Raw genomic sequence first — 17285 nt, 5'->3', positions numbered from 1 at the left:
CTCATCTGCGTGGCGCGCCATCTTCTTTGCGGCACTTGCATTGCGCCAACATTGCGCGATGTTGCTCGCGTCATGACGCGAACGGCGCTGGCGGCAAAGTGAGCCGGAAGCACGCGCCGCCTTTCGGTCCGTCGAGCACGGAGACGTGACCGCCATGCAGCCTTGCGATCTCGCGCACCATGTTCAACCCGAGGCCGGCGCCGCGATCGAGCGGCGCGAGCCGGTAGAACGGATCGAAGATCCGCGTGCGTTGGTCCTGCGGAATGCCGTCGCCTTCGTCTGACACGTCGATGGTCGTGGCGCTGCCGACATGGATCGTGATGGTGCCGCGCCGGCCGCCATGCTGGATCGCATTCTGCACGAGATTGGTCAGCGCGCGCTCCAGCGCGGCGCGATCGCCTTGCGTCTCGATCCGATCGATTGCAGTCTCGAGCGACAATTCATAACCGGCCGCGATCGCAAGCGGCGCGAGGTCGGCGGCGACATTGCGCGCGACCGCGACGAGATCGACGCGCTCGAACGGATTGCGGCACTGGTCGAAGCGCTGGATGTCGAGCAACTGCTCGGCGAGCGTCGCCAGCCGCGCCGAATCCTCGAGCAGTCGGTTTTTTTCGGGGCCCGGCGGCAGCGACTCCAGCCGGGTGTTGAGGATCGCGATCGGCGTGCGCAATTCATGCGCGGCGTCCGCGACGAAACGCTGGTGGCGCGAATAGCCGTCGTCGAGCCGCGTCAGCGCATCGTTGACGGCGGTCACCAGCGGTGCGACCTCGAGCGGCAAATGGTCGGCCGACAGCCGGCTGCCGCGCTGCCGGAAGTCGATCCGGCGCGCCTGGTCGGCCGCGGTGTCGAGGCCGGCGAACGCGCGCTTCACCACCATCGGCGTCGCGATGAACGTGGCGCACGCCATCAGCAACAGGCCGGGCAGGGCGATGGCAAGGAATGCCAGCGTCGTGGCGAGTGCCGTCTTGAGGCTCGACGTCGGCCCTTGCGTGGCCGTGAGCACCTGTACCGGGCCGGCGTCGGAATTGACGCGCTTCAGCCGCGCCGGCGGCTTGCGCGGATCGTCCTCGAACATCTGCCAGCCGAGTCTGGCCTGGCTGATCTGGTCGAGTGCATCGCCGATCCTGGCGAATTCGGGCGGTACCGCGCCTTCCGACAGCGAGTGACCGCCCCGGTCGCGCACCAGGAACCAGAGGTCCGGCGTGTTGTCGCGAAGCTGCTTGAGGTCGGCGGTCGGGCGTAACACCAGATTGCCCTGCGCATCGCGCGCGATCGCGCTCTGCACGATGGAGATGACGTGATCCTCGTCGCGCGGAACGATCAGGAAACCGGTGGCGCACAGCGCGCTGATCAGGCAGACGATCAGCATCGCGAGCAGCAGCGCCTGGAGCGCCACCAGTCGCCAGCTCAATTTGGAGCGCAGGCAATAGTGATCGGCCTGTTCGCTCATGACGTCTGTTTCAGCAGATAGCCAACGCCGCGGATACTGTGGATCTCGACGCCGGCACCCGCGTCGGCGAGCTTGCGCCTGAGCCGCGAGACGTGAGCGTCGAGCGCGTTCGACTGGATCTCGTCCTCGAAATTGTAGACCGCTTCCTCGAGCGTCGCGCGCAGCACGGTGCGCCCCATGCGGCGCAGCAGCGTCTCCAGCACCAACAGCTCGCGCCGCGGCAGCTCGAACGGGCGGCCCTCGATGCTGGCCTCGCGGTGGCTGCAATCGAACGCGATGCGGCCGGCCTTGATGATCTCGAACTGCACGCCGGCGGGTCGGCGCAGCACGGCGCGCAGCCGCGCCATCAGCTCCTCGACCGCGAACGGCTTGGCCAGATAGTCGTCGGCGCCGCTGTCGAGCCCACTGACGCGATCGGCGAGGTCGCCGCGCGCGGTCAGCACGATGATCGGAACGCCGTCGGCCTTGGCGCGCAGCTTCGGGATCAGCGAGAGCCCGTCGCCGTCGGGCAGCTGGCGGTCGAGCAGCACCGCGCCATGCACGTCGGCGGAAATCGCCTCCTCGGCCTCGGCAAGGTTCGGCACATGGTCGACCACCATGTCGTAGCCTTTCAGCGCCTGCGCCAGCGCCGCCGCCATCTCGGCCTCGTCTTCAACCAGCAGTATCCGCATGTGTTCTTCGTCCTGCTCCCACGGCTGGTTCTAGGGCAAGTAACATTGCAACAACATTGCGGGAATGGCCGCCGCGGGCGAGCAGGGGTGCCATGTTGTCACCCCCTCAAGACAGTCTGGAACCCGCTCGGTATAACCGCCCGCACAACCATCTGGGAGGACCGCCAATGATCTACGAGACCCGCGTCTATCGCTGCCTGCCGGGCCGCTTGCTGGCGCTGCTGAAGCGCTTCGAAACCGTCACGCTGAAGCTCTGGGACAAGCACGGCATCAGGCAGGCCGGCTTCTTCACGACGCTGGTCGGCGAATCCAACCAGGACCTGACCTATCTGCTGGCCTGGGAATCGCTGGCCGAGCGCGAGACAAAATGGACGGCGTTCGCAACCGACCCGGAATGGCTCGCCGCGCGCGCCAAGACCGAGGAGGACGGCCAGATCGTTCTCACCATCGAAAACCAGCTGCTGGTGCCGACCGCGTTCTCGTCGGTGAAGTAGCACGGGCGCGGAGTTGAGGGCGCGATGATTGGTCTTGTCGCGCCCCCTGCGACGGCTATTGCGGGCAACCCGAGGTTTGATCGCCTTCGCGGACCATCGGCTTGCCGTTGATGAAGACGCCGTGGCTGCCCGAGGTGGTCTTGCCGCCACAATGCGTGCGGTCGCCCATGACCACCGCCGGCTTGCCGTTGATCAGCACGTTGGGCACGCCCTCGACCAGCGGGCCGCCATTGCTGGTGGTATCGCCGCTGCGCGCGGCCGGCTTGCCGTTGATGGTGACGCCGGCGGCGCCGCTGGTGACGACGCCGGGCTGGCTGTTGGCCTGGCCATGGGCCAGTCCCGATATTGCCGACAGGGCGGCCGCGGCTCCGAGCACCAGCGAAATGCGCATCGCGTTCCTCGTACGATCCGGTCTTGAAATCCGGTCTGAAATCCGGTCTTGGGAATCTGTTCCGCGGCAGTCTATAGGGGCTGATAGGGCAGGATTGTGATAGCACGGCGCACCCACGGCGCCAGCGCAACCCCCTCATCGCGCGGGACGGCTTGATCCGCCCCGCGCGGGATTGCATGGTCGCAGGCCAAAAGGATGCAGCATTTTGACCAACCAGGTTTCCGCGCGGGCCGCCGCGCCGATCGTTGCCGTCGGATCGGCCGAATTCGGCAACGCCTCGCCCATCTCGATCATCGCCGGTCCCTGCCAGCTGGAGAGCCGCGCACATGCGCTTGAAGTCGCCTCCGCGTTGAAGGAGATCGCGGCGCGGCTGAAGATCGGCCTCGTCTACAAGACCTCGTTCGACAAGGCGAACCGCACCAGCGCGACCGCGGCGCGCGGCATCGGGCTTGCGCAGGCGCTGCCGATCTTCGCCGAGATCCGCTCGTCGCTCGGGCTTTCGGTGCTGACCGACGTGCACGAAGCCAGCCAGTGCGCCGAGGTGGCGCAGGCGGTCGACGTGCTGCAAATCCCGGCCTTCCTGTGCCGGCAGACCGACCTGCTGCTGGCTGCGGCTGCGACCGGCAAGGTCGTCAACGTCAAGAAGGGCCAGTTCCTGGCGCCGTGGGATATGGCCAATGTGGTCAGCAAGATCACCGGCGCCGGCAATGCCAACGTGCTGGTCACCGAGCGCGGCGCGTCGTTCGGCTACAACACGCTGGTCTCCGACATGCGCGCGCTGCCGATCCTTGCGCGCACCACCGGTGCGCCCGTGATCTTCGACGCCACCCATTCGGTGCAGCAGCCGGGCGGCAAGGGCACCTCGTCGGGCGGCGAGCGTGAGTTCGTGCCGGTGCTGGCGCGCGCCGCGGTCGCAGTCGGCGTCGCCGGCGTGTTCATCGAGACCCATCCCGATCCGGATCACGCGCCGTCGGACGGTCCGAACATGGTGCCGCTGCGCGACTTCGAAGCCCTCGTCAGGCGGCTGATGCAGTTCGACGCGCTCGCCAAGACCGCAACCTGACAGACGGACCGCGACATGACCGCAAAGAGCGGCATGCCGCCGGTTCTCAACGTGATCACGCTGGCGACCTTCGCGGCGAGCCTGTCGGTGCGCGCGCTCGATCCGGTGCTGCCGCATGTCGCCGACGATTTCGGCGTCAGCATCGCGACTGCGGCGAGCTTTGCCGCGGTGTTCGCCTTCACTTTCGCAATCATCCAGCCGGCGATCGGCGCCGCCGCCGATCTGTTCGGCAAGGCGCGCCTGATGACGATCTGCCTCGGACTGCTCGGCGTCGCCAGCATTCTCGGCGCGCTGTCGACCTCGTTCCCGATGCTGTTCGTGACCCGCATCCTGGCCGGCATCGGCTCGGGCGGGGTGTTTCCGGTGGCGCTGTCGCTGACCAGCGACCTGGTCGGGCCGGACAAGCGGCAGCTTGCGATCGGGCGGACTCTCGCAGGCTCGATGACCGGCAATCTGCTGGGCGCCACGGCCTCCGGCCTGATCGGTGACTTCCTCGGCTGGCGCGGCGTACTCGCGGTGCTCGGCGGCCTTGTGATCATCGTCGCGCTCGCGGTCGCAGCCGGCTTCCGCGGCGCCGCGCTGAACCGTCCGCCGCGCACCAGCCTGAAGGCGCTGCGCCACGGCTATCGCACCATCTTCACCAATCCGAACGCGCGCATCTGCTACTCGGCTGTCTTCATCGAAGGCTGCTGCGTCCTTGGGCTGTTTCCCTTCATCGCCTCGTTCCTGTTCGAGCTCGGCGAGACCTCGCTGTCGATCGCCGGCATCGTGATCGCGGGCTTTGCGATCGGCGGACTGCTCTACACGCTGACGGTGGCGCGGATGCTGCCGCTGATCGGGGTGAGGGGGATGATGATCGCGGGTGCGACGCTGGTGGCAATTCAATTAGTCGGCGTCGCTTTCGGGCCGCACTGGAAATTGCAGATGGCGGGCCTCATGGTGATGGGCCTCGGCTTCTACATGATCCACGGCTGCTTGCAGGTGTTCGCCAGCGAGCTCTCGGTCGAGGCGCGCGCCACCGCGCTGTCGCTGCACTCGTTCTTCTTCTTCATGGGCCAGACCGTCGGCCCGATCGCCTACGGTTTTGGGCTGCAACATGCCGGCAAGACCGCAACGCTGGTCTCGGCCGCGGCGGTGATGGTGGTGCTCGGATTTATCTGCGCGAGATTTTTGAAGCAGACGCGACCGACGGATGCGGCGGCGCGGCCGGATGTCGAGGCTTAGATCAGGACGACGGCGACGAACTGTCGGATTGCTGAGTGCGCATCTCGGCTGCCCATTCCGTCAGACATTGTTCCGCATAGCGCAGGCCGGCCGTGCTTCGCTCTACGCGGACTCGACCAAGGTCGCTGTCCGGACCAAGCGCAAGGGCCTCGATGATGTACTGCCCCGCCATCCGGACGCCCTTGCTGATCTCGTCCAGTGCCAGGACGTAGTCACGCTGCCGAACCAGACCTTCCTCTGTTGCGGGAGTCGTTTTCTTTGCGATGGCGAGTTGGGCCTCTGTTCGAAGGAACAATCGGCTAAAGACACCGCTGAGCTGTCGCACGTGCTCCGGCGCGTCGAATCCCTTGAATAACGCCATTACCTCGGCATTCCAGGAGGCGAGTTCGGTGAGTGCCTTCGTCACTGCATGCGCGCCCAGCTCCGTGAAAGCGTAGGTACTCGCTACGCCCGCGATGGAGAGGTCATCGCCCGCGATCTGTTGCGCCCAACCCGCGCGTTCCATCTGCGACCACAACGCATCATTGGGGCTTCCGATGCTGGTGATCATCAGGCTTCCGGGGTGAGCTGCCGCGCCTTCATTTACAGACAGATCGCCGGGAGAAAGGGTTGCTAGCCAGAAGCGAAGTTGACGAGCGTCAAAGGTGGCCGAATTGGAAGTGTCATTCACGTGTGGCCTGCAGGTTGCATAAGAAAGTCCACACGACCGTAGCGAAGCAGAGTTGAAGCGAAGGTTAAAGGGGGCCGCCCTAGCCCCGCCCGCGATACGTCGCGACGCCCTGGTCCGGGACCCAGATGCCCTTCGGCAACCGGCCGGTCTGGAAGAACACGTCGATCGGGATGCCGCCGCGCGGGTACCAGTAGCCGCCGATCCGCAGCCATTTCGGCTTGATCTCGTCGGCGATCCGCTTGCCGATCATGACGGTGCAATCCTCGTGGAATGCGCCATGGTTGCGGAAGCTCGCGGCAAACAGCTTCAGTGATTTGGATTCCAAGAGCCAGCGGCCCGGCACGAAGTCGATCACCAGATGGGCGAAATCCGGTTGGCCCGTCACCGGGCAGATCGAGGTGAATTCCGGCACCGTGAAGCGTACCAGATAATCGGTACTAGCCTGTGGGTTGGGCACGCGGTCGAGCTGCGCCTTTTCCGGCGCGTCGGGCCATTGCACCGCGCGGCCGAGCTGGAGGTCGGGGGAGGTGGTTGATTTGGTGGATTTCTTTGCCATCAGGGGGTCTCCGTGGCGTCCTCTTATCCAATGCGGGGGCGCCCGTCACCCGGCCTTTTCCCCCTCGATGCATTGCGGTAGAAGCACCGCCATCTGCCCCCCGCACTGCCAAAAGAGGTTCTCATGACTGACATCGTCGACATCATCGGCCGCGAAATCCTGGATAGCCGCGGCAACCCCACGGTCGAGGTCGATGTGGTGCTGGAGGATGGGTCGATTGGCCGCGCGGCGGTGCCGTCGGGGGCTTCCACCGGCGCCCATGAGGCGGTGGAACTGCGCGACGGCGACAAGTCGCGCTATCTCGGCAAGGGTGTCGAGAAGGCGGTCGCCGCCATCAATGGCGAGATCTTCGAGGCACTCAGCGACCAGGCCGTCGAGGAGCAGGTCGCGATCGACCAGATCATGATCGAGCTCGACGGCACGCCGAACAAGAGCCGGCTGGGCGCCAACGCCATCCTCGGCGTCTCGCTGGCCTGCGCCAAGGCTGCCGCGGAATCCTTCGACATGCCGCTGTATCGCTATGTCGGCGGCACCTCGGCGCGGACATTGCCGGTGCCGATGATGAACATCATCAATGGCGGAGTGCATGCCGACAACCCGATCGACTTCCAGGAGTTCATGATCCTGCCGGTCGGCGCCAGCAGCTTCGCCGAAGCGCTGCGCTGCGGCTCGGAAATCTTCCACACGCTGCGCGGCGAGCTGAAGAAGGCCGGCCACAACACCAATGTCGGCGACGAAGGCGGCTTCGCGCCGAACCTGCCGTCGGCCGATGCCGCGCTCGAATTCGTCATGAACGCGATCGGCAAGGCCGGCTACAAGGCGGGCGACGACGTCGTGCTCGGCCTCGACTGCGCCTCCACCGAGTTCTTCAAGGAAGGCTCCTACGTCTATGGCGGCGAGAACAAGACCCGCTCGCGTTCCGAGCAGGTGAAGTATCTCGCCGATCTGGTCGGCCGCTATCCGATCGTCACCATCGAGGACGGCATGTCGGAAGACGACATGGAGGGCTGGAAGGAGCTGACGGACGCGATCGGCAACAAGTGCCAGCTGGTCGGCGACGATCTGTTCGTCACCAACGTCACCCGGCTCGCCGACGGCATCAAGCATGGCCGCGCCAACTCGATCCTGGTCAAGGTCAACCAGATCGGCACGCTGACCGAGACGCTGGCGGCGATCGAGATGGCCTACAAGGCCGGCTACACCGCCGTGATGTCGCACCGCTCCGGCGAGACCGAGGACTCCACGATCGCCGACCTCGCTGTCGCCACCAATTGCGGGCAGATCAAGACCGGCTCGCTGGCGCGCTCCGACCGTACCGCCAAGTACAACCAGCTGCTGCGCATCGAGCAGCAACTCGGTAGCCAGGCGAAATACGCGGGCAGGGCGGCCTTGAAGGCGCTGTCGTAAGGAACGCCAAGCTCACGCGCGGTAACGAGGCTTACCATCGTCCTCGCGCTGTGAGCGGTCGATTGGGCTGGCGACGTGTATGGCGTCGCCAGGTAGCGGGTGATGACTCCGGCGTCCGCGTGCGGAAGCCCCGCATTTCGTGAGGAAGGCAATTCCGGATCATTACTGTCTTACCTTTCGGTTGCCATTGGTCGCTCCTTCGGCCACTGTTTCAGCGTGTTGTCGAACATTTCCGTTGTCGGGGCGAGTAACCGGAAACTCTCTCTCGACGTCCCAACTGTTCTTGATCGGGTTGATGCCGCCCTTATCGGGGCGACGGCATTGGTCGCGCTTTACTTCTTTTTCTACCCGGTCTGGCGATCGCAATTCCTGATCGAAATCTGGTTCACGGAAACCTGGAACGCCTACTTCCAGGACGCTGCGGCGGCCTGGAAAACGATCTATCCGGCCCCGAGCGCTCTCGTCGTCAACAACTATCCGCCGCTCTCGTTCTACGGCGTTGGCTCGCTGGGCAATCTTCTCGCGGACAATCTCTTTGTCGGGCGCTGGCTGTCGCTGGTCGCGTTGATCGCCGTAAGCGTCGAAATCTTCGTCTGCGTTCGGGCACTGGCGGGCGGGATCTTCGGTCCCGCCATCGGGGCATTGTGGTACGTCGCGATCATGTCCCACAACTTCACGAACTATGTTGGGGCGAATGATCCGCAACTTGCCGGCGAGGCGATCATGGGGGCGGCCTCGCATGGCTCCTGACCTCGGAACGATCGGGCGTGCGATCGGCGCTTGGTCCGCTGCTCGTCATGGTCATCGGTGGCTTCTGGAAGCACAGCATGATCGCGATCCCGCTGACTGCGGTGATCTGGCTCCTCGCACGCCGCCGCGCCAGCGCGATCCCCGCGGTCGTCGCCAGCGTGATCGCCGCGACCGCCGGGCTCGCGCTGTGTGGTGCAATCTTCGGATCCGATTTTTTCCGCAACCTGTTCACGGCCCGTGACTACGACATCGCTCACCTGATCGGCAATCTCGGTCATCTGCAGTGGTCCGCGCTTGCCGCGCTGATCTGGCTTTGCTGGGTGTTCACCAGCAGCACGGATGGCGCCAGATTCACGGCCCTTCACGTTCCGATCGCCCTGGCCTCCTGCATCGTGCAATGGTTTGGTGACAAGATATACGGAAATGCCGAGTTCGATCTGATCCTGGCGCTCGGTATCGCGATCGGCGTCACATGTGCATCACTCGAAAGCAGTCCGCTGGCCAAACACCTATCGGGATCCGCCGCCAAGATTACGGTCGTGTCGCTGCTTCTGTTTCGTCTTCTCGCGTCGGATCGTCAGGAAACGCTGCTCGTCCTGTTCGATCCGCAGTTTGCCGAGCAGTTTGCGAAGAGAGAGCGAACCATCGAGCGCGAGGCCGCGCAGGTCACGGCGATTAAGGGAGACGTCTATTGCCCGATCAAGACGATCTGCCGGTCTGCCGGCAAGCCATTCGTGGTCGATGACTTCAGGATCGAAGAGATGCTCGCAACGGGACTGATCGAGCAGAACGAGCTCGACAAGCTTCTTGCGGTCCGCAACATCGCGACGTTCAGGAGCGATCCGGCCGCCATGGGGACGATCGACACGTCGTTGTCGCACGCGGTGCGGCGCGGCCTGATGCCGTAGGCGCAAGATGACCCCGCCGCGCGCGGGCGCGCGCGACACCGCAGCGCTGGGTAAAAATGCCTACGCCGAAGCCGTCGTCTTGAAACTATCCTTTTGAAGTCGCCAATTGCTGGACTTCGTTGTCGACCCGGCCCATATCGGCAGGGCCGAAGGTAACGGGGCCGACCCTGGGGAGCGTCCAACTTCAGGGCAGCAAATGGAAGTCGAGGGAGGATGTGCGATGAGTGACGGCAAGAATGGGCTGCAACTGCGTTCGCTGCTCAAGAAGAATGGCGAACTGGAGCTATCGCTGGTCAATGTCCCGACCGCCGAGCCCGGCCCCGACGAAGTCGTGGTCCGGGTCGAGGCGAGCCCGATCAATCCGTCCGATCTCGGCCTCCTGATCGGCCCGGCCGACATGTCATCGGCCAAGGTTTCCGGCAGCAGGGAATTGCCCGTGGTGACCGCCCGGGTGCCGGAGGCGGCGATGGCCGGCCTCGCCGCGCGGCTCGACGAGTCGATGCCGGTCGGCAATGAAGGCGCCGGCGTCGTGATCAAGACCGGCTCCTCGGACGCCGCGAAAGCGCTGATGGGCAAGACGGTCGCGATGATCGGCGGCGCGATGTATGCGCAATACCGTACGCTGCGTGTCAACGAATGCCTGCCGCTGCCCGAAGGCATCACGCCGGCGGAAGGCGCATCCTGTTTCGTCAATCCTTTGACCGCGCTCGGCATGACCGAGACGATGCGGCGCGAGGGACACAAGGCGCTGGTGCATACCGCGGCGGCGTCGAACCTCGGCCAGATGCTCAACAAGATCTGCCTCAAGGACGGCATCGGCCTCGTCAACATCGTGCGCAACAAGGAGCAGGCCGACATCCTGCACAGGATCGGCGCCAAGCACGTCGTCGATTCCAGCGCACCCAGCTTCATGGACGATCTGACCAGCGCGCTGGTCGAGACCGGCGCGACCATCGCCTTCGACGCGATCGGCGGCGGCAAGCTCGCCGGGCAGATCCTGGTCGCGATGGAGACCGCAATCAACAAGACCGCCAAGGCCTACAGCCGCTACGGCTCGAATGTGCACAAGCAGGTCTATGTCTATGGTAGCCTCGACACCCGCTCGATCGAGCTGCCGCGCGGCTTCGGCATGGCCTGGGGCGTCGGCGGCTGGCTGCTGTTCCCGTTCCTGATGAAGATCGGCCCGGAGGCCGGCAACAAGCTGCGCCAGCGCGTGGTGGCCGAGTTGAAGACCACGTTCGCAAGTCACTACACCAAGGTGGTGTCGTTGCAGGGAACCTTGCAGCTCGACAACATCGCCGTCTATGGCAAGCGCGCAACCGGCGAGAAATTCCTGATCAACCCGAACAAGGGCTGAGGATCGAAGCGAAAGGCTGTCCCCGGGCAGCTCCAAGCTTGGCGCAGAAGCGAACATCCGCGCGCTTCCCAATCGCTGGAAATCGCGGTCATATTCCGTCCGGAGACGCTTGGCGTTTTGAGCCAGCGTCTCGGTCTGCGGAAGGAGAATGCGCGTGAAAGAACTCGCTGGAAAGATTGCGTTCGTGACCGGTGCTGCCTCAGGCATCGGGCTGGGGATCGCGACTGCTCTCGCCCAGGCGGGGGCGAAAGTCATGCTTTGCGATATCGAAGAACAAGCCCTGTCCGCGGCGATCGAGCGATTGAAGAGCACCAACGCCGATGTCGACGGCGTGAAAGCGGACGTCTCACTCAAGTCCGAACTCGTGGCGGCGGCCGAAGCCACGATTGCCCGCTATGGCAAGGTGCATATCCTGGTCAACAATGCGGGCGTCGGTGGCGGTGGGCCCTATGGCGCCTGGACCGATGCGTCCTGGGATTGGACCCTGGGGGTCAACCTGATGGCGACCATCTGGGGGATCGAGATTTTCGGGCCGTTGATCGAGCAGCATGGCGAAGGTGGACACATCGTCTCCACAGCCTCGATTGCTGGGCTTATCTCAGGAGGGAGCACGGCATACAACGTTTCAAAGTACGGCGTCGTCGCGCTGTCCGAGGGCTTGCGGCTCGAGCTGGCGCCCCGCGGGATCGGCGTATCGGTGCTGTGTCCCGGGTTCATCCGCACTCAAATCGTGGACTCAAGGCGCAACCTGCCGCAGCGCTTCGAGGGCGAGCTCCGTGTCTTGCCGACGTCGGGCCCGATTGCCGAACGGATCAATCTGGTCCGGGAACGCATCTCCCAAGGCATCGATCCCATGTATGTCGGTGAGCTGGTCCGCGAAGGCGTCGAGAACGACTGGCCCTATATCTTCACCGACCTCGAATTCGAGCCGATCATCGACGCGCGCTTCGCCGCAATCAAGCAAGGCTTCGACCATATCCGCCGGCGCAACCCGAAACGGTAGGCGCGCAGCGTTCCACCAGACCGATGGGCGTCGTCGGGCGGTCGTGCTGCCCGAGGCAAATTCTACTCGCGCATGAATGCCAGCCCCCTGGAGCGCTTGTGACGCTCGAGGGCATGGCCGATCAGCACATCCATCAGCGCGGGCTGCGGCAGGCCGCTGGCCTCCCACAGCCGCGGATACATGCTGATATTGGTGAAGCCGGGCAGGGTGTTCGCCTCGTTCACGAACGCCTGCTCGCCGTGCAGGAAGAAGTCGATGCGCGCCATGCCTTCGCAGCCGAGCACGCCGAACGTCCTGATCGCGAGCTCCTTGATGCGATCGGCGACGGCGGGCGGGACGTCGGCGGGCACCTGAAGCAGGGCGCCGTCGGCATCGAGATATTTTGCGTCGTATGAGTAGAAGCCGTGCTTGTCGGACGGCACGATCTCTCCGAGCTGGGAGGCCCGGACGCGGCCCTCGGCATCCTCGAGCACGGCGCATTCGACTTCCCGGACCGGCGCGACACAGCGCTCGATCAGGATCTTGCTGTCGAAGCGGAGCGCCAATCGGCAGCCGCTCTCGAACTCCTCCGCATTGCCTGCCCGCGACACGCCGACCGATGATCCCATGTTGGCTGGCTTGACGAACAGTTCGCGCGACCCGAGCGCGCCGACCGCATCGGCATAGCTGATCGGAGCCGCAGCCGACATCACGACAAAGGGGACGATCGGCAATCCCGCCTCGCGCATCAGGCGCTTGGCGACATCCTTGTCCATGCCTGCCGCCGAGCCCATCACGCGCGAGCCGACATAGGCCACGTCGGAGAGTTCGAGCGCACCCTGCACGGTGCCATCCTCGCCGTTCGGGCCGTGCAGGACTGGGAAGACGACATCGAACGCCGGCAATTCCGCAGGTGCCGCCGATCCCTGTAGCACGACGACGCGGCCCTGTCGGCCCGGCAGCAAGGCGAGTTGCGGGCCGTGGTCTGGAATGGTGAGTGATCCGCTACCTGCGCCGGCGCCGTTGCCTGCGTCGGCTGCGATCCAGCGGCCGTCCCGGGTGATGCCGATCGCCGTGGTCTCGTAGCGATCCGGGTCGAGCGAGCGAAGCACGTTCGCTGCCGACGCCCGCGACACGTCATGTTCGGCCGATCGCCCGCCGAACAGGATTGCGACCCGTATCTTGCGCTCTGCCATGGCGTGCTCGTCGGTCAACCGGAAAGGTGCATGGAATCGAGCCACAGTATGGTTCGAGGAACATGTCGACAATTGGCCCCGGGTTGCGTCTGAGCCGGCTTTCAGGCGGAATGGCTTTTAACGGCGCCGGACGGCGCTCGCCCAAGAGGCAGAGGAGCAGGGCTCGTTCGGTCAATTTCGTGAACGCTGCGTTTCCGGAATTGGACGATCCATGCACTTGCATCGTTCTTGGCGCGCCGGTAGGTGAGGTCGACGCTTTCACGCGCAACCCGAGGGGAATTGCTATGGCCTATAACATTGTCACCATCGTCGGCAGCATCCGCAAGGAGAGCCTGTCGCTCAAGATCGCCAATGCGCTGGCCAAGCTCGCGCCCGCCTCGCTCAAGCTCGACGTCACGACGCTGCACGGCATCTCCTTCTTCAACCAGGATCTCGAAGCGGCCCCGCCGGCCGACTGGCTGGCGTTCCGCGAGAAGCTGCAAAAATCGAACGGCGTGCTGTTCGTGACCCCTGAATACAACCGCTCGATCCCGGGCGTGCTGAAGAACGCGATCGACGTTGGCTCGCGGCCCTATGGCAAGAGCTCGTTCGCCGGCAAGCCGGTCGGCCTGATCGGCAATTCGCCCGGACCGCTCGGCGGCGTAAGCGCGGTGAAGCATTTGCAGAACATCCTGCCCGGCATCGCCGGCCCGATCCTCGGCCAGCCGGAGACTTACCTCAATGGCGTCGGCGATGCCTTCGACGACAAGGGCGAACTGACCAAGGAGTCGCTCAAGGGCGTGCTGCAACAGTATCTCGACGCCTTCGCGGCCTTCGTCGAAAAGCAGAACCGCTGAGCTGCTGAAGCGCGCGGCGCTTTCGTGGTCAAATGGTCGCGCCCTTAGCACTCCGTTAACCGCCATGGCCGCATCTTCGCGGCCATGGTTTCCCGCACGCGCCTCAAATCGATCCTGTCCGGTCTCGCCCTCTACACGCTGGCGGCGCTGATGGTCGGCTATTTCGGCGTCAACGCCTACACCGGCAAATACGGCCTGAACGCGCGCCAGGAGCTCGATCAGGAGATCATCGCGCTGACTTCGGAGCTGGCGCGATTGAAGAAGGAGCGGGCCGAAGGCGAGCAGCGGGTGTCGCTGCTGCGGTCGGATCGAGTCGATCCCGACATGCTGGACGAGCGTGCGCGCTTCCAGCTCGACTACGTCAACCCGCGTGATCTGGTTCGGATCAACAAGTCGAACTGACTTGCGTTCTCAAATTTCAAAAACACTCACGCGCTATCACAAAAGTGTCGCGCCGCGCTGCACTGCGGCATAGCAAAATTCCATCCAGCGAACGCAATCCTTCCAAGGCGATTTGAGTTGGGTTAGAGAGGGTTCTCCGACTTCTCTCACCCGGAATTGCCATGGCCGCACCCAAGAAAACCGTCGCAAAAGAATCAGGGCAGGAGAAGGCTGGCTCGCCGCCCGAGTTCACCAGGGAACAAGAGCTCAAGGCTCTGCGCGACATGCTGCTGATCCGGCGCTTCGAGGAGAAGGCCGGTCAGCTCTACGGCATGGGTGCAATCGGCGGTTTCTGCCATCTCTACATCGGCCAGGAAGCCGTCGTGGTCGGCATGCAGATGGCGCTGAAGCCGGGCGATGAGGTCATAACGGGCTACCGTGACCACGGCCACATGCTGGCCTGCGGCATGGAATCCAGGGGTGTGATGGCCGAACTGACTGGCCGCCGCGGCGGCTATTCCCGCGGCAAGGGCGGCTCCATGCACATGTTCAGCAAGGAGAAGCATTTCTACGGCGGTCACGGCATCGTGGGTGCGCAGGTGTCGCTCGGCACCGGCCTTGCATTCGCCAACCGCTATCGCGGCAACGATAACGTCAGCGTGACCTATTTCGGCGACGGCGCGGCCAACCAGGGCCAGGTCTACGAAAGCTTCAACATGGCGGAGCTGTGGAAGCTGCCGGTGATCTATGTGATCGAGAACAACCGCTATGCGATGGGCACTTCGGTGTCGCGCGCGTCTGCCCAGCAGGATTTCTCCAAGCGCGGCGTCTCCTTCAACATTCCCGGCAAGCAGATCGACGGCATGGACGTGCGCGCGGTGAAGGCCGCCGCCGATGAGGCTGCGGCCTGGTGCCGCGGCGGCAATGGTCCGATCATTCTGGAAATGCAGACCTACCGCTACCGTGGTCACTCGATGTCCGATCCCGCCAAGTACCGCACGCGCGAGGAGGTCGAGAAGGTTCGTCACGACCAGGACCCGATCGAGCAGGTGCGCAACCGCTTGCTGGCCTCAGGCGTGAGCGAGCAGGACCTCAAGGCGATCGACGCCGAGGTGCGCGAGATCGTCAACGAAGCCGCCGACTTCGCACAGCACGATCCGGAGCCCGATCCGTCCGAGCTCTACACCGACATCTACCGCTGACCCCACCCGCGCAGACTAATTTCAAGACCGATTTCGGGAGCCGATATGCCCATTCAAGTGCTGATGCCTGCGCTGTCGCCCACCATGGAGAAGGGCAACCTCGCCAAATGGCTGAAGAAGGAAGGCGAGACCATCAAGTCCGGTGACGTCATCGCCGAGATCGAGACAGACAAGGCGACGATGGAGGTCGAGGCCACCGACGAGGGCACGCTCGGCAAGATCCTGATTCCGGAAGGCACCGCCGATGTCGCGGTGAATACGCCGATCGCCACCATCCTGGCCGACGGCGAAAGCGCCGCCGATCTCGCCAAGGCGCCGGCCGCTGCGGCGCCGCAGCCGAAGGCCGCGGAGGCTGCACCTGCTGCCGACGCCAAGTCGGATGCAAAGGCGGAAGCGCCGGCCGCGCCGGTCAGCGAGGCGCTGCCCGATCCGGAAATTCCGGCCGGCACCGAGATGGTCACGCAGACCATCCGCGAGGCGCTGCGCGATGCGATGGCCGAGGAGATGCGCCGCGACGGCGACGTCTTCATCATGGGCGAAGAGGTCGCGGAATATCAGGGCGCCTACAAGGTGACGCAGGGCCTGTTGCAGGAGTTCGGCGCGCGGCGCGTGATCGATACGCCGATCACCGAGCACGGTTTTGCCGGCGTCGGCGTCGGCGCCGCGATGGCCGGGCTGAAGCCGATCGTCGAGTTCATGACCTGGAATTTCGCGATGCAGGCGATCGACCAGATCATCAACTCCGCGGCCAAGACGCTGTATATGTCCGGCGGCCAGATGGGCTGCTCGATCGTGTTCCGCGGCCCGAACGGTGCCGCCGCCCGTGTCGCCGCCCAGCACAGCCAGGACTACGCCGCCTGGTATTCGCAGATCCCGGGCCTCAAGGTGATCGCGCCGTACTCGGCCGCCGACTACAAGGGCCTGCTCAAGGCCGCGATCCGCGATCCCAATCCGGTGGTCTTCCTCGAGAACGAAATGCTGTACGGCCACACCGGCGAGGTGCCGAAGCTGCCCGATTTCGTGGTGCCGATCGGCAAGGCGCGGATTGCGCGCTCCGGCAAGGACGTCACCATCGTCTCCTGGGCGATGGGCATGTCCTATGCGCTGAAGGCCGCCGATGAGCTCGCCAAGGAAGGCATCGAGGCCGAGGTGATCGATCTCCGCACCATCCGTCCGATGGACACCGAGACGATCATCAACTCGGTGAAGAAGACCGGCCGTGCGGTCACGGTCGAGGAGGGCTGGCAGCAGAGCGGCGTCGGCTCCGAGGTCGCCGCGCGCATCATGGAGCATGCGTTCGACTATCTCGACGCTCCCGTTGCGCGCGTCTCCGGCAAGGACGTGCCGATGCCTTACGCAGCCAACCTCGAGAAGCTCGCTCTGCCTTCCGTCGCCGAGGTGGTCGCGGCCGCCAAGGCCGTGTCCTACCGGTAGCGCCGATGGCCGGTCCCAAAGAGCAGCCGCTGCCGCCCGACGTGATGGGGCGCGACGATGCCATCGAGGTGCTGCGCGCCTTCGTCGTCGATGGCGGCCTGTCGATCGCGTTCCAGCGCGCCTTCGAGGAGCCGGACATGTGGGGGCTGATGCTCGTCGACATCGCCCGCCATGCTGCGCGTGCCTATTCGCGCGAGAGCGAATACACCGAGGACGAAGCGCTCGCGCGCATCGTCGAGATGTTCGAAGCCGAAATCGCCCGGCCGACCGACATGGGCCAAACCAAACCGCGGTCGCAACAAGGTCACTGACA

At 64.7% G+C, this 17285-nt stretch carries 19 protein-coding genes; 13 read left to right on the top strand and 6 right to left on the bottom strand.

Features of this window, described 5'->3' with window-relative positions:
* Window positions 1–70 precede the first annotated feature (70 nt).
* Window positions 71–1450 (bottom strand): HAMP domain-containing sensor histidine kinase, encoded by a 1380-nt coding sequence (locus tag CWS35_RS25655; RefSeq protein WP_100954502.1) that lies wholly within the window; start codon window positions 1448–1450, stop codon window positions 71–73.
* Entirely contained in the window at window positions 1447–2121 is a 675-nt protein-coding gene (locus CWS35_RS25650) for a response regulator transcription factor (protein WP_024583558.1), read from the bottom strand. Before CWS35_RS25650 ends, CWS35_RS25655 begins: the two co-directional genes overlap by 4 nt.
* Window positions 2122–2288: 167 nt before the next feature.
* Between CWS35_RS25650 and CWS35_RS25645 the strand changes: the two genes are divergently transcribed.
* Window positions 2289–2615 carry an NIPSNAP family protein gene (locus tag CWS35_RS25645; protein ID WP_100954500.1) on the top strand — a complete coding sequence of 109 codons (327 nt, stop codon included), beginning with the start codon at window positions 2289–2291 and terminating at the stop codon, window positions 2613–2615.
* Between the two features lie 55 nt (window positions 2616–2670).
* Here CWS35_RS25645 and CWS35_RS25640 read toward each other — a convergent pair whose 3' ends face one another.
* The gene (locus tag CWS35_RS25640) at window positions 2671–3006 is read right to left on the bottom strand and encodes a PAAR domain-containing protein (RefSeq protein WP_024583560.1); all 336 of its coding nucleotides are present in this window, start codon (window positions 3004–3006) and stop codon (window positions 2671–2673) included.
* Between the two features lie 205 nt (window positions 3007–3211).
* On the opposite strand from CWS35_RS25640, the gene kdsA reads away from it, so the two are divergent.
* Both kdsA and CWS35_RS25630 read left to right on the top strand, forming a co-directional pair.
* Window positions 3212–4069, top strand: coding sequence for a 3-deoxy-8-phosphooctulonate synthase (gene kdsA / locus CWS35_RS25635; RefSeq protein WP_024583561.1), 858 nt, complete (start codon window positions 3212–3214; stop codon window positions 4067–4069).
* A gap of 15 nt (window positions 4070–4084) precedes the next feature.
* On the top strand, window positions 4085–5293 hold the full coding sequence (locus CWS35_RS25630) for an MFS transporter (protein WP_024583562.1): 1209 nt from the start codon (window positions 4085–4087) through the stop codon (window positions 5291–5293).
* A 1-nt stretch (window position 5294) separates the two neighbouring features.
* Here CWS35_RS25630 and CWS35_RS25625 read toward each other — a convergent pair whose 3' ends face one another.
* Window positions 5295–5963 carry a hypothetical protein gene (locus tag CWS35_RS25625; protein ID WP_157817230.1) on the bottom strand — a complete coding sequence of 223 codons (669 nt, stop codon included), beginning with the start codon at window positions 5961–5963 and terminating at the stop codon, window positions 5295–5297.
* 79 nt (window positions 5964–6042) lie between these two features.
* Window positions 6043–6519, bottom strand: a complete 477-nt coding sequence (queF, locus tag CWS35_RS25620) for a preQ(1) synthase (RefSeq protein ID WP_100954496.1) — start codon at window positions 6517–6519, stop codon at window positions 6043–6045.
* A gap of 123 nt (window positions 6520–6642) precedes the next feature.
* Here queF and eno point away from each other — a divergent pair, with 123 nt between their 5' ends.
* The 5 genes from eno (at window position 6643) to CWS35_RS25595 (ending at window position 11944) form a co-directional block, all read left to right on the top strand.
* Complete coding sequence (eno, locus tag CWS35_RS25615) at window positions 6643–7926, top strand: phosphopyruvate hydratase (RefSeq protein ID WP_024583565.1); 1284 nt, start codon at window positions 6643–6645, stop codon at window positions 7924–7926.
* A gap of 102 nt (window positions 7927–8028) precedes the next feature.
* On the top strand, window positions 8029–8676 hold the full coding sequence (locus tag CWS35_RS25610) for a hypothetical protein (protein WP_157817229.1): 648 nt from the start codon (window positions 8029–8031) through the stop codon (window positions 8674–8676).
* 158 nt (window positions 8677–8834) lie between these two features.
* On the top strand, window positions 8835–9584 hold the full coding sequence (locus CWS35_RS25605; RefSeq protein WP_157817228.1) for a hypothetical protein: 750 nt from the start codon (window positions 8835–8837) through the stop codon (window positions 9582–9584).
* Window positions 9585–9804: 220 nt separating this feature from the next.
* Window positions 9805–10941: a zinc-binding dehydrogenase gene (locus tag CWS35_RS25600; RefSeq protein WP_100954490.1), complete on the top strand. Its 1137-nt coding sequence runs from the start codon at window positions 9805–9807 to the stop codon at window positions 10939–10941.
* A gap of 154 nt (window positions 10942–11095) precedes the next feature.
* Window positions 11096–11944 carry an SDR family NAD(P)-dependent oxidoreductase gene (locus CWS35_RS25595; RefSeq protein WP_100956661.1) on the top strand — a complete coding sequence of 283 codons (849 nt, stop codon included), beginning with the start codon at window positions 11096–11098 and terminating at the stop codon, window positions 11942–11944.
* A gap of 62 nt (window positions 11945–12006) precedes the next feature.
* Here CWS35_RS25595 and CWS35_RS25590 read toward each other — a convergent pair whose 3' ends face one another.
* Window positions 12007–13119, bottom strand: coding sequence for a D-alanine--D-alanine ligase family protein (locus tag CWS35_RS25590; protein WP_100956659.1), 1113 nt, complete (start codon window positions 13117–13119; stop codon window positions 12007–12009).
* 284 nt (window positions 13120–13403) lie between these two features.
* Between CWS35_RS25590 and CWS35_RS25585 the strand changes: the two genes are divergently transcribed.
* The 5 genes from CWS35_RS25585 (at window position 13404) to CWS35_RS25565 (ending at window position 17283) form a co-directional block, all read left to right on the top strand.
* The gene (locus CWS35_RS25585) at window positions 13404–13955 is read left to right on the top strand and encodes an NADPH-dependent FMN reductase (RefSeq protein WP_024583570.1); all 552 of its coding nucleotides are present in this window, start codon (window positions 13404–13406) and stop codon (window positions 13953–13955) included.
* 84 nt (window positions 13956–14039) lie between these two features.
* Window positions 14040–14357, top strand: a complete 318-nt coding sequence (locus tag CWS35_RS25580; RefSeq protein ID WP_024583571.1) for a septum formation initiator family protein — start codon at window positions 14040–14042, stop codon at window positions 14355–14357.
* A 161-nt stretch (window positions 14358–14518) separates the two neighbouring features.
* The gene (gene pdhA / locus CWS35_RS25575) at window positions 14519–15538 is read left to right on the top strand and encodes a pyruvate dehydrogenase (acetyl-transferring) E1 component subunit alpha (protein ID WP_043855714.1); all 1020 of its coding nucleotides are present in this window, start codon (window positions 14519–14521) and stop codon (window positions 15536–15538) included.
* 45 nt (window positions 15539–15583) lie between these two features.
* Window positions 15584–16972 carry a pyruvate dehydrogenase complex E1 component subunit beta gene (locus CWS35_RS25570; protein WP_100954488.1) on the top strand — a complete coding sequence of 463 codons (1389 nt, stop codon included), beginning with the start codon at window positions 15584–15586 and terminating at the stop codon, window positions 16970–16972.
* 5 nt (window positions 16973–16977) lie between these two features.
* Window positions 16978–17283, top strand: coding sequence for a DUF5076 domain-containing protein (locus CWS35_RS25565; protein WP_024583574.1), 306 nt, complete (start codon window positions 16978–16980; stop codon window positions 17281–17283).
* Window positions 17284–17285: the final 2 nt, after the last annotated feature.

The sequence above is a fragment of the Bradyrhizobium sp. SK17 genome, from assembly GCF_002831585.1.
Taxonomy (GTDB): domain Bacteria; phylum Pseudomonadota; class Alphaproteobacteria; order Rhizobiales; family Xanthobacteraceae; genus Bradyrhizobium.
This window is presented reverse-complemented; position numbering and strand designations above follow the sequence as displayed.

Coding starts and splice junctions, on each gene's coding strand:
- CWS35_RS25655 (WP_100954502.1), bottom strand. CDS start 1,450: ATGAGCGAACAGGCCGATCACTATTGCCTGCGCTCCAAATTGAGCTGG.
- CWS35_RS25650 (WP_024583558.1), bottom strand. CDS start 2,121: ATGCGGATACTGCTGGTTGAAGACGAGGCCGAGATGGCGGCGGCGCTG.
- CWS35_RS25645 (WP_100954500.1), top strand. CDS start 2,289: ATGATCTACGAGACCCGCGTCTATCGCTGCCTGCCGGGCCGCTTGCTG.
- CWS35_RS25640 (WP_024583560.1), bottom strand. CDS start 3,006: ATGCGCATTTCGCTGGTGCTCGGAGCCGCGGCCGCCCTGTCGGCAATA.
- CWS35_RS25630 (WP_024583562.1), top strand. CDS start 4,085: ATGACCGCAAAGAGCGGCATGCCGCCGGTTCTCAACGTGATCACGCTG.
- queF (WP_100954496.1), bottom strand. CDS start 6,519: ATGGCAAAGAAATCCACCAAATCAACCACCTCCCCCGACCTCCAGCTC.
- eno (WP_024583565.1), top strand. CDS start 6,643: ATGACTGACATCGTCGACATCATCGGCCGCGAAATCCTGGATAGCCGC.
- CWS35_RS25610 (WP_157817229.1), top strand. CDS start 8,029: ATGACTCCGGCGTCCGCGTGCGGAAGCCCCGCATTTCGTGAGGAAGGC.
- CWS35_RS25600 (WP_100954490.1), top strand. CDS start 9,805: ATGAGTGACGGCAAGAATGGGCTGCAACTGCGTTCGCTGCTCAAGAAG.
- CWS35_RS25590 (WP_100956659.1), bottom strand. CDS start 13,119: ATGGCAGAGCGCAAGATACGGGTCGCAATCCTGTTCGGCGGGCGATCG.
- CWS35_RS25585 (WP_024583570.1), top strand. CDS start 13,404: ATGGCCTATAACATTGTCACCATCGTCGGCAGCATCCGCAAGGAGAGC.
- CWS35_RS25580 (WP_024583571.1), top strand. CDS start 14,040: ATGGTTTCCCGCACGCGCCTCAAATCGATCCTGTCCGGTCTCGCCCTC.
- pdhA (WP_043855714.1), top strand. CDS start 14,519: ATGGCCGCACCCAAGAAAACCGTCGCAAAAGAATCAGGGCAGGAGAAG.
- CWS35_RS25570 (WP_100954488.1), top strand. CDS start 15,584: ATGCCCATTCAAGTGCTGATGCCTGCGCTGTCGCCCACCATGGAGAAG.
- CWS35_RS25565 (WP_024583574.1), top strand. CDS start 16,978: ATGGCCGGTCCCAAAGAGCAGCCGCTGCCGCCCGACGTGATGGGGCGC.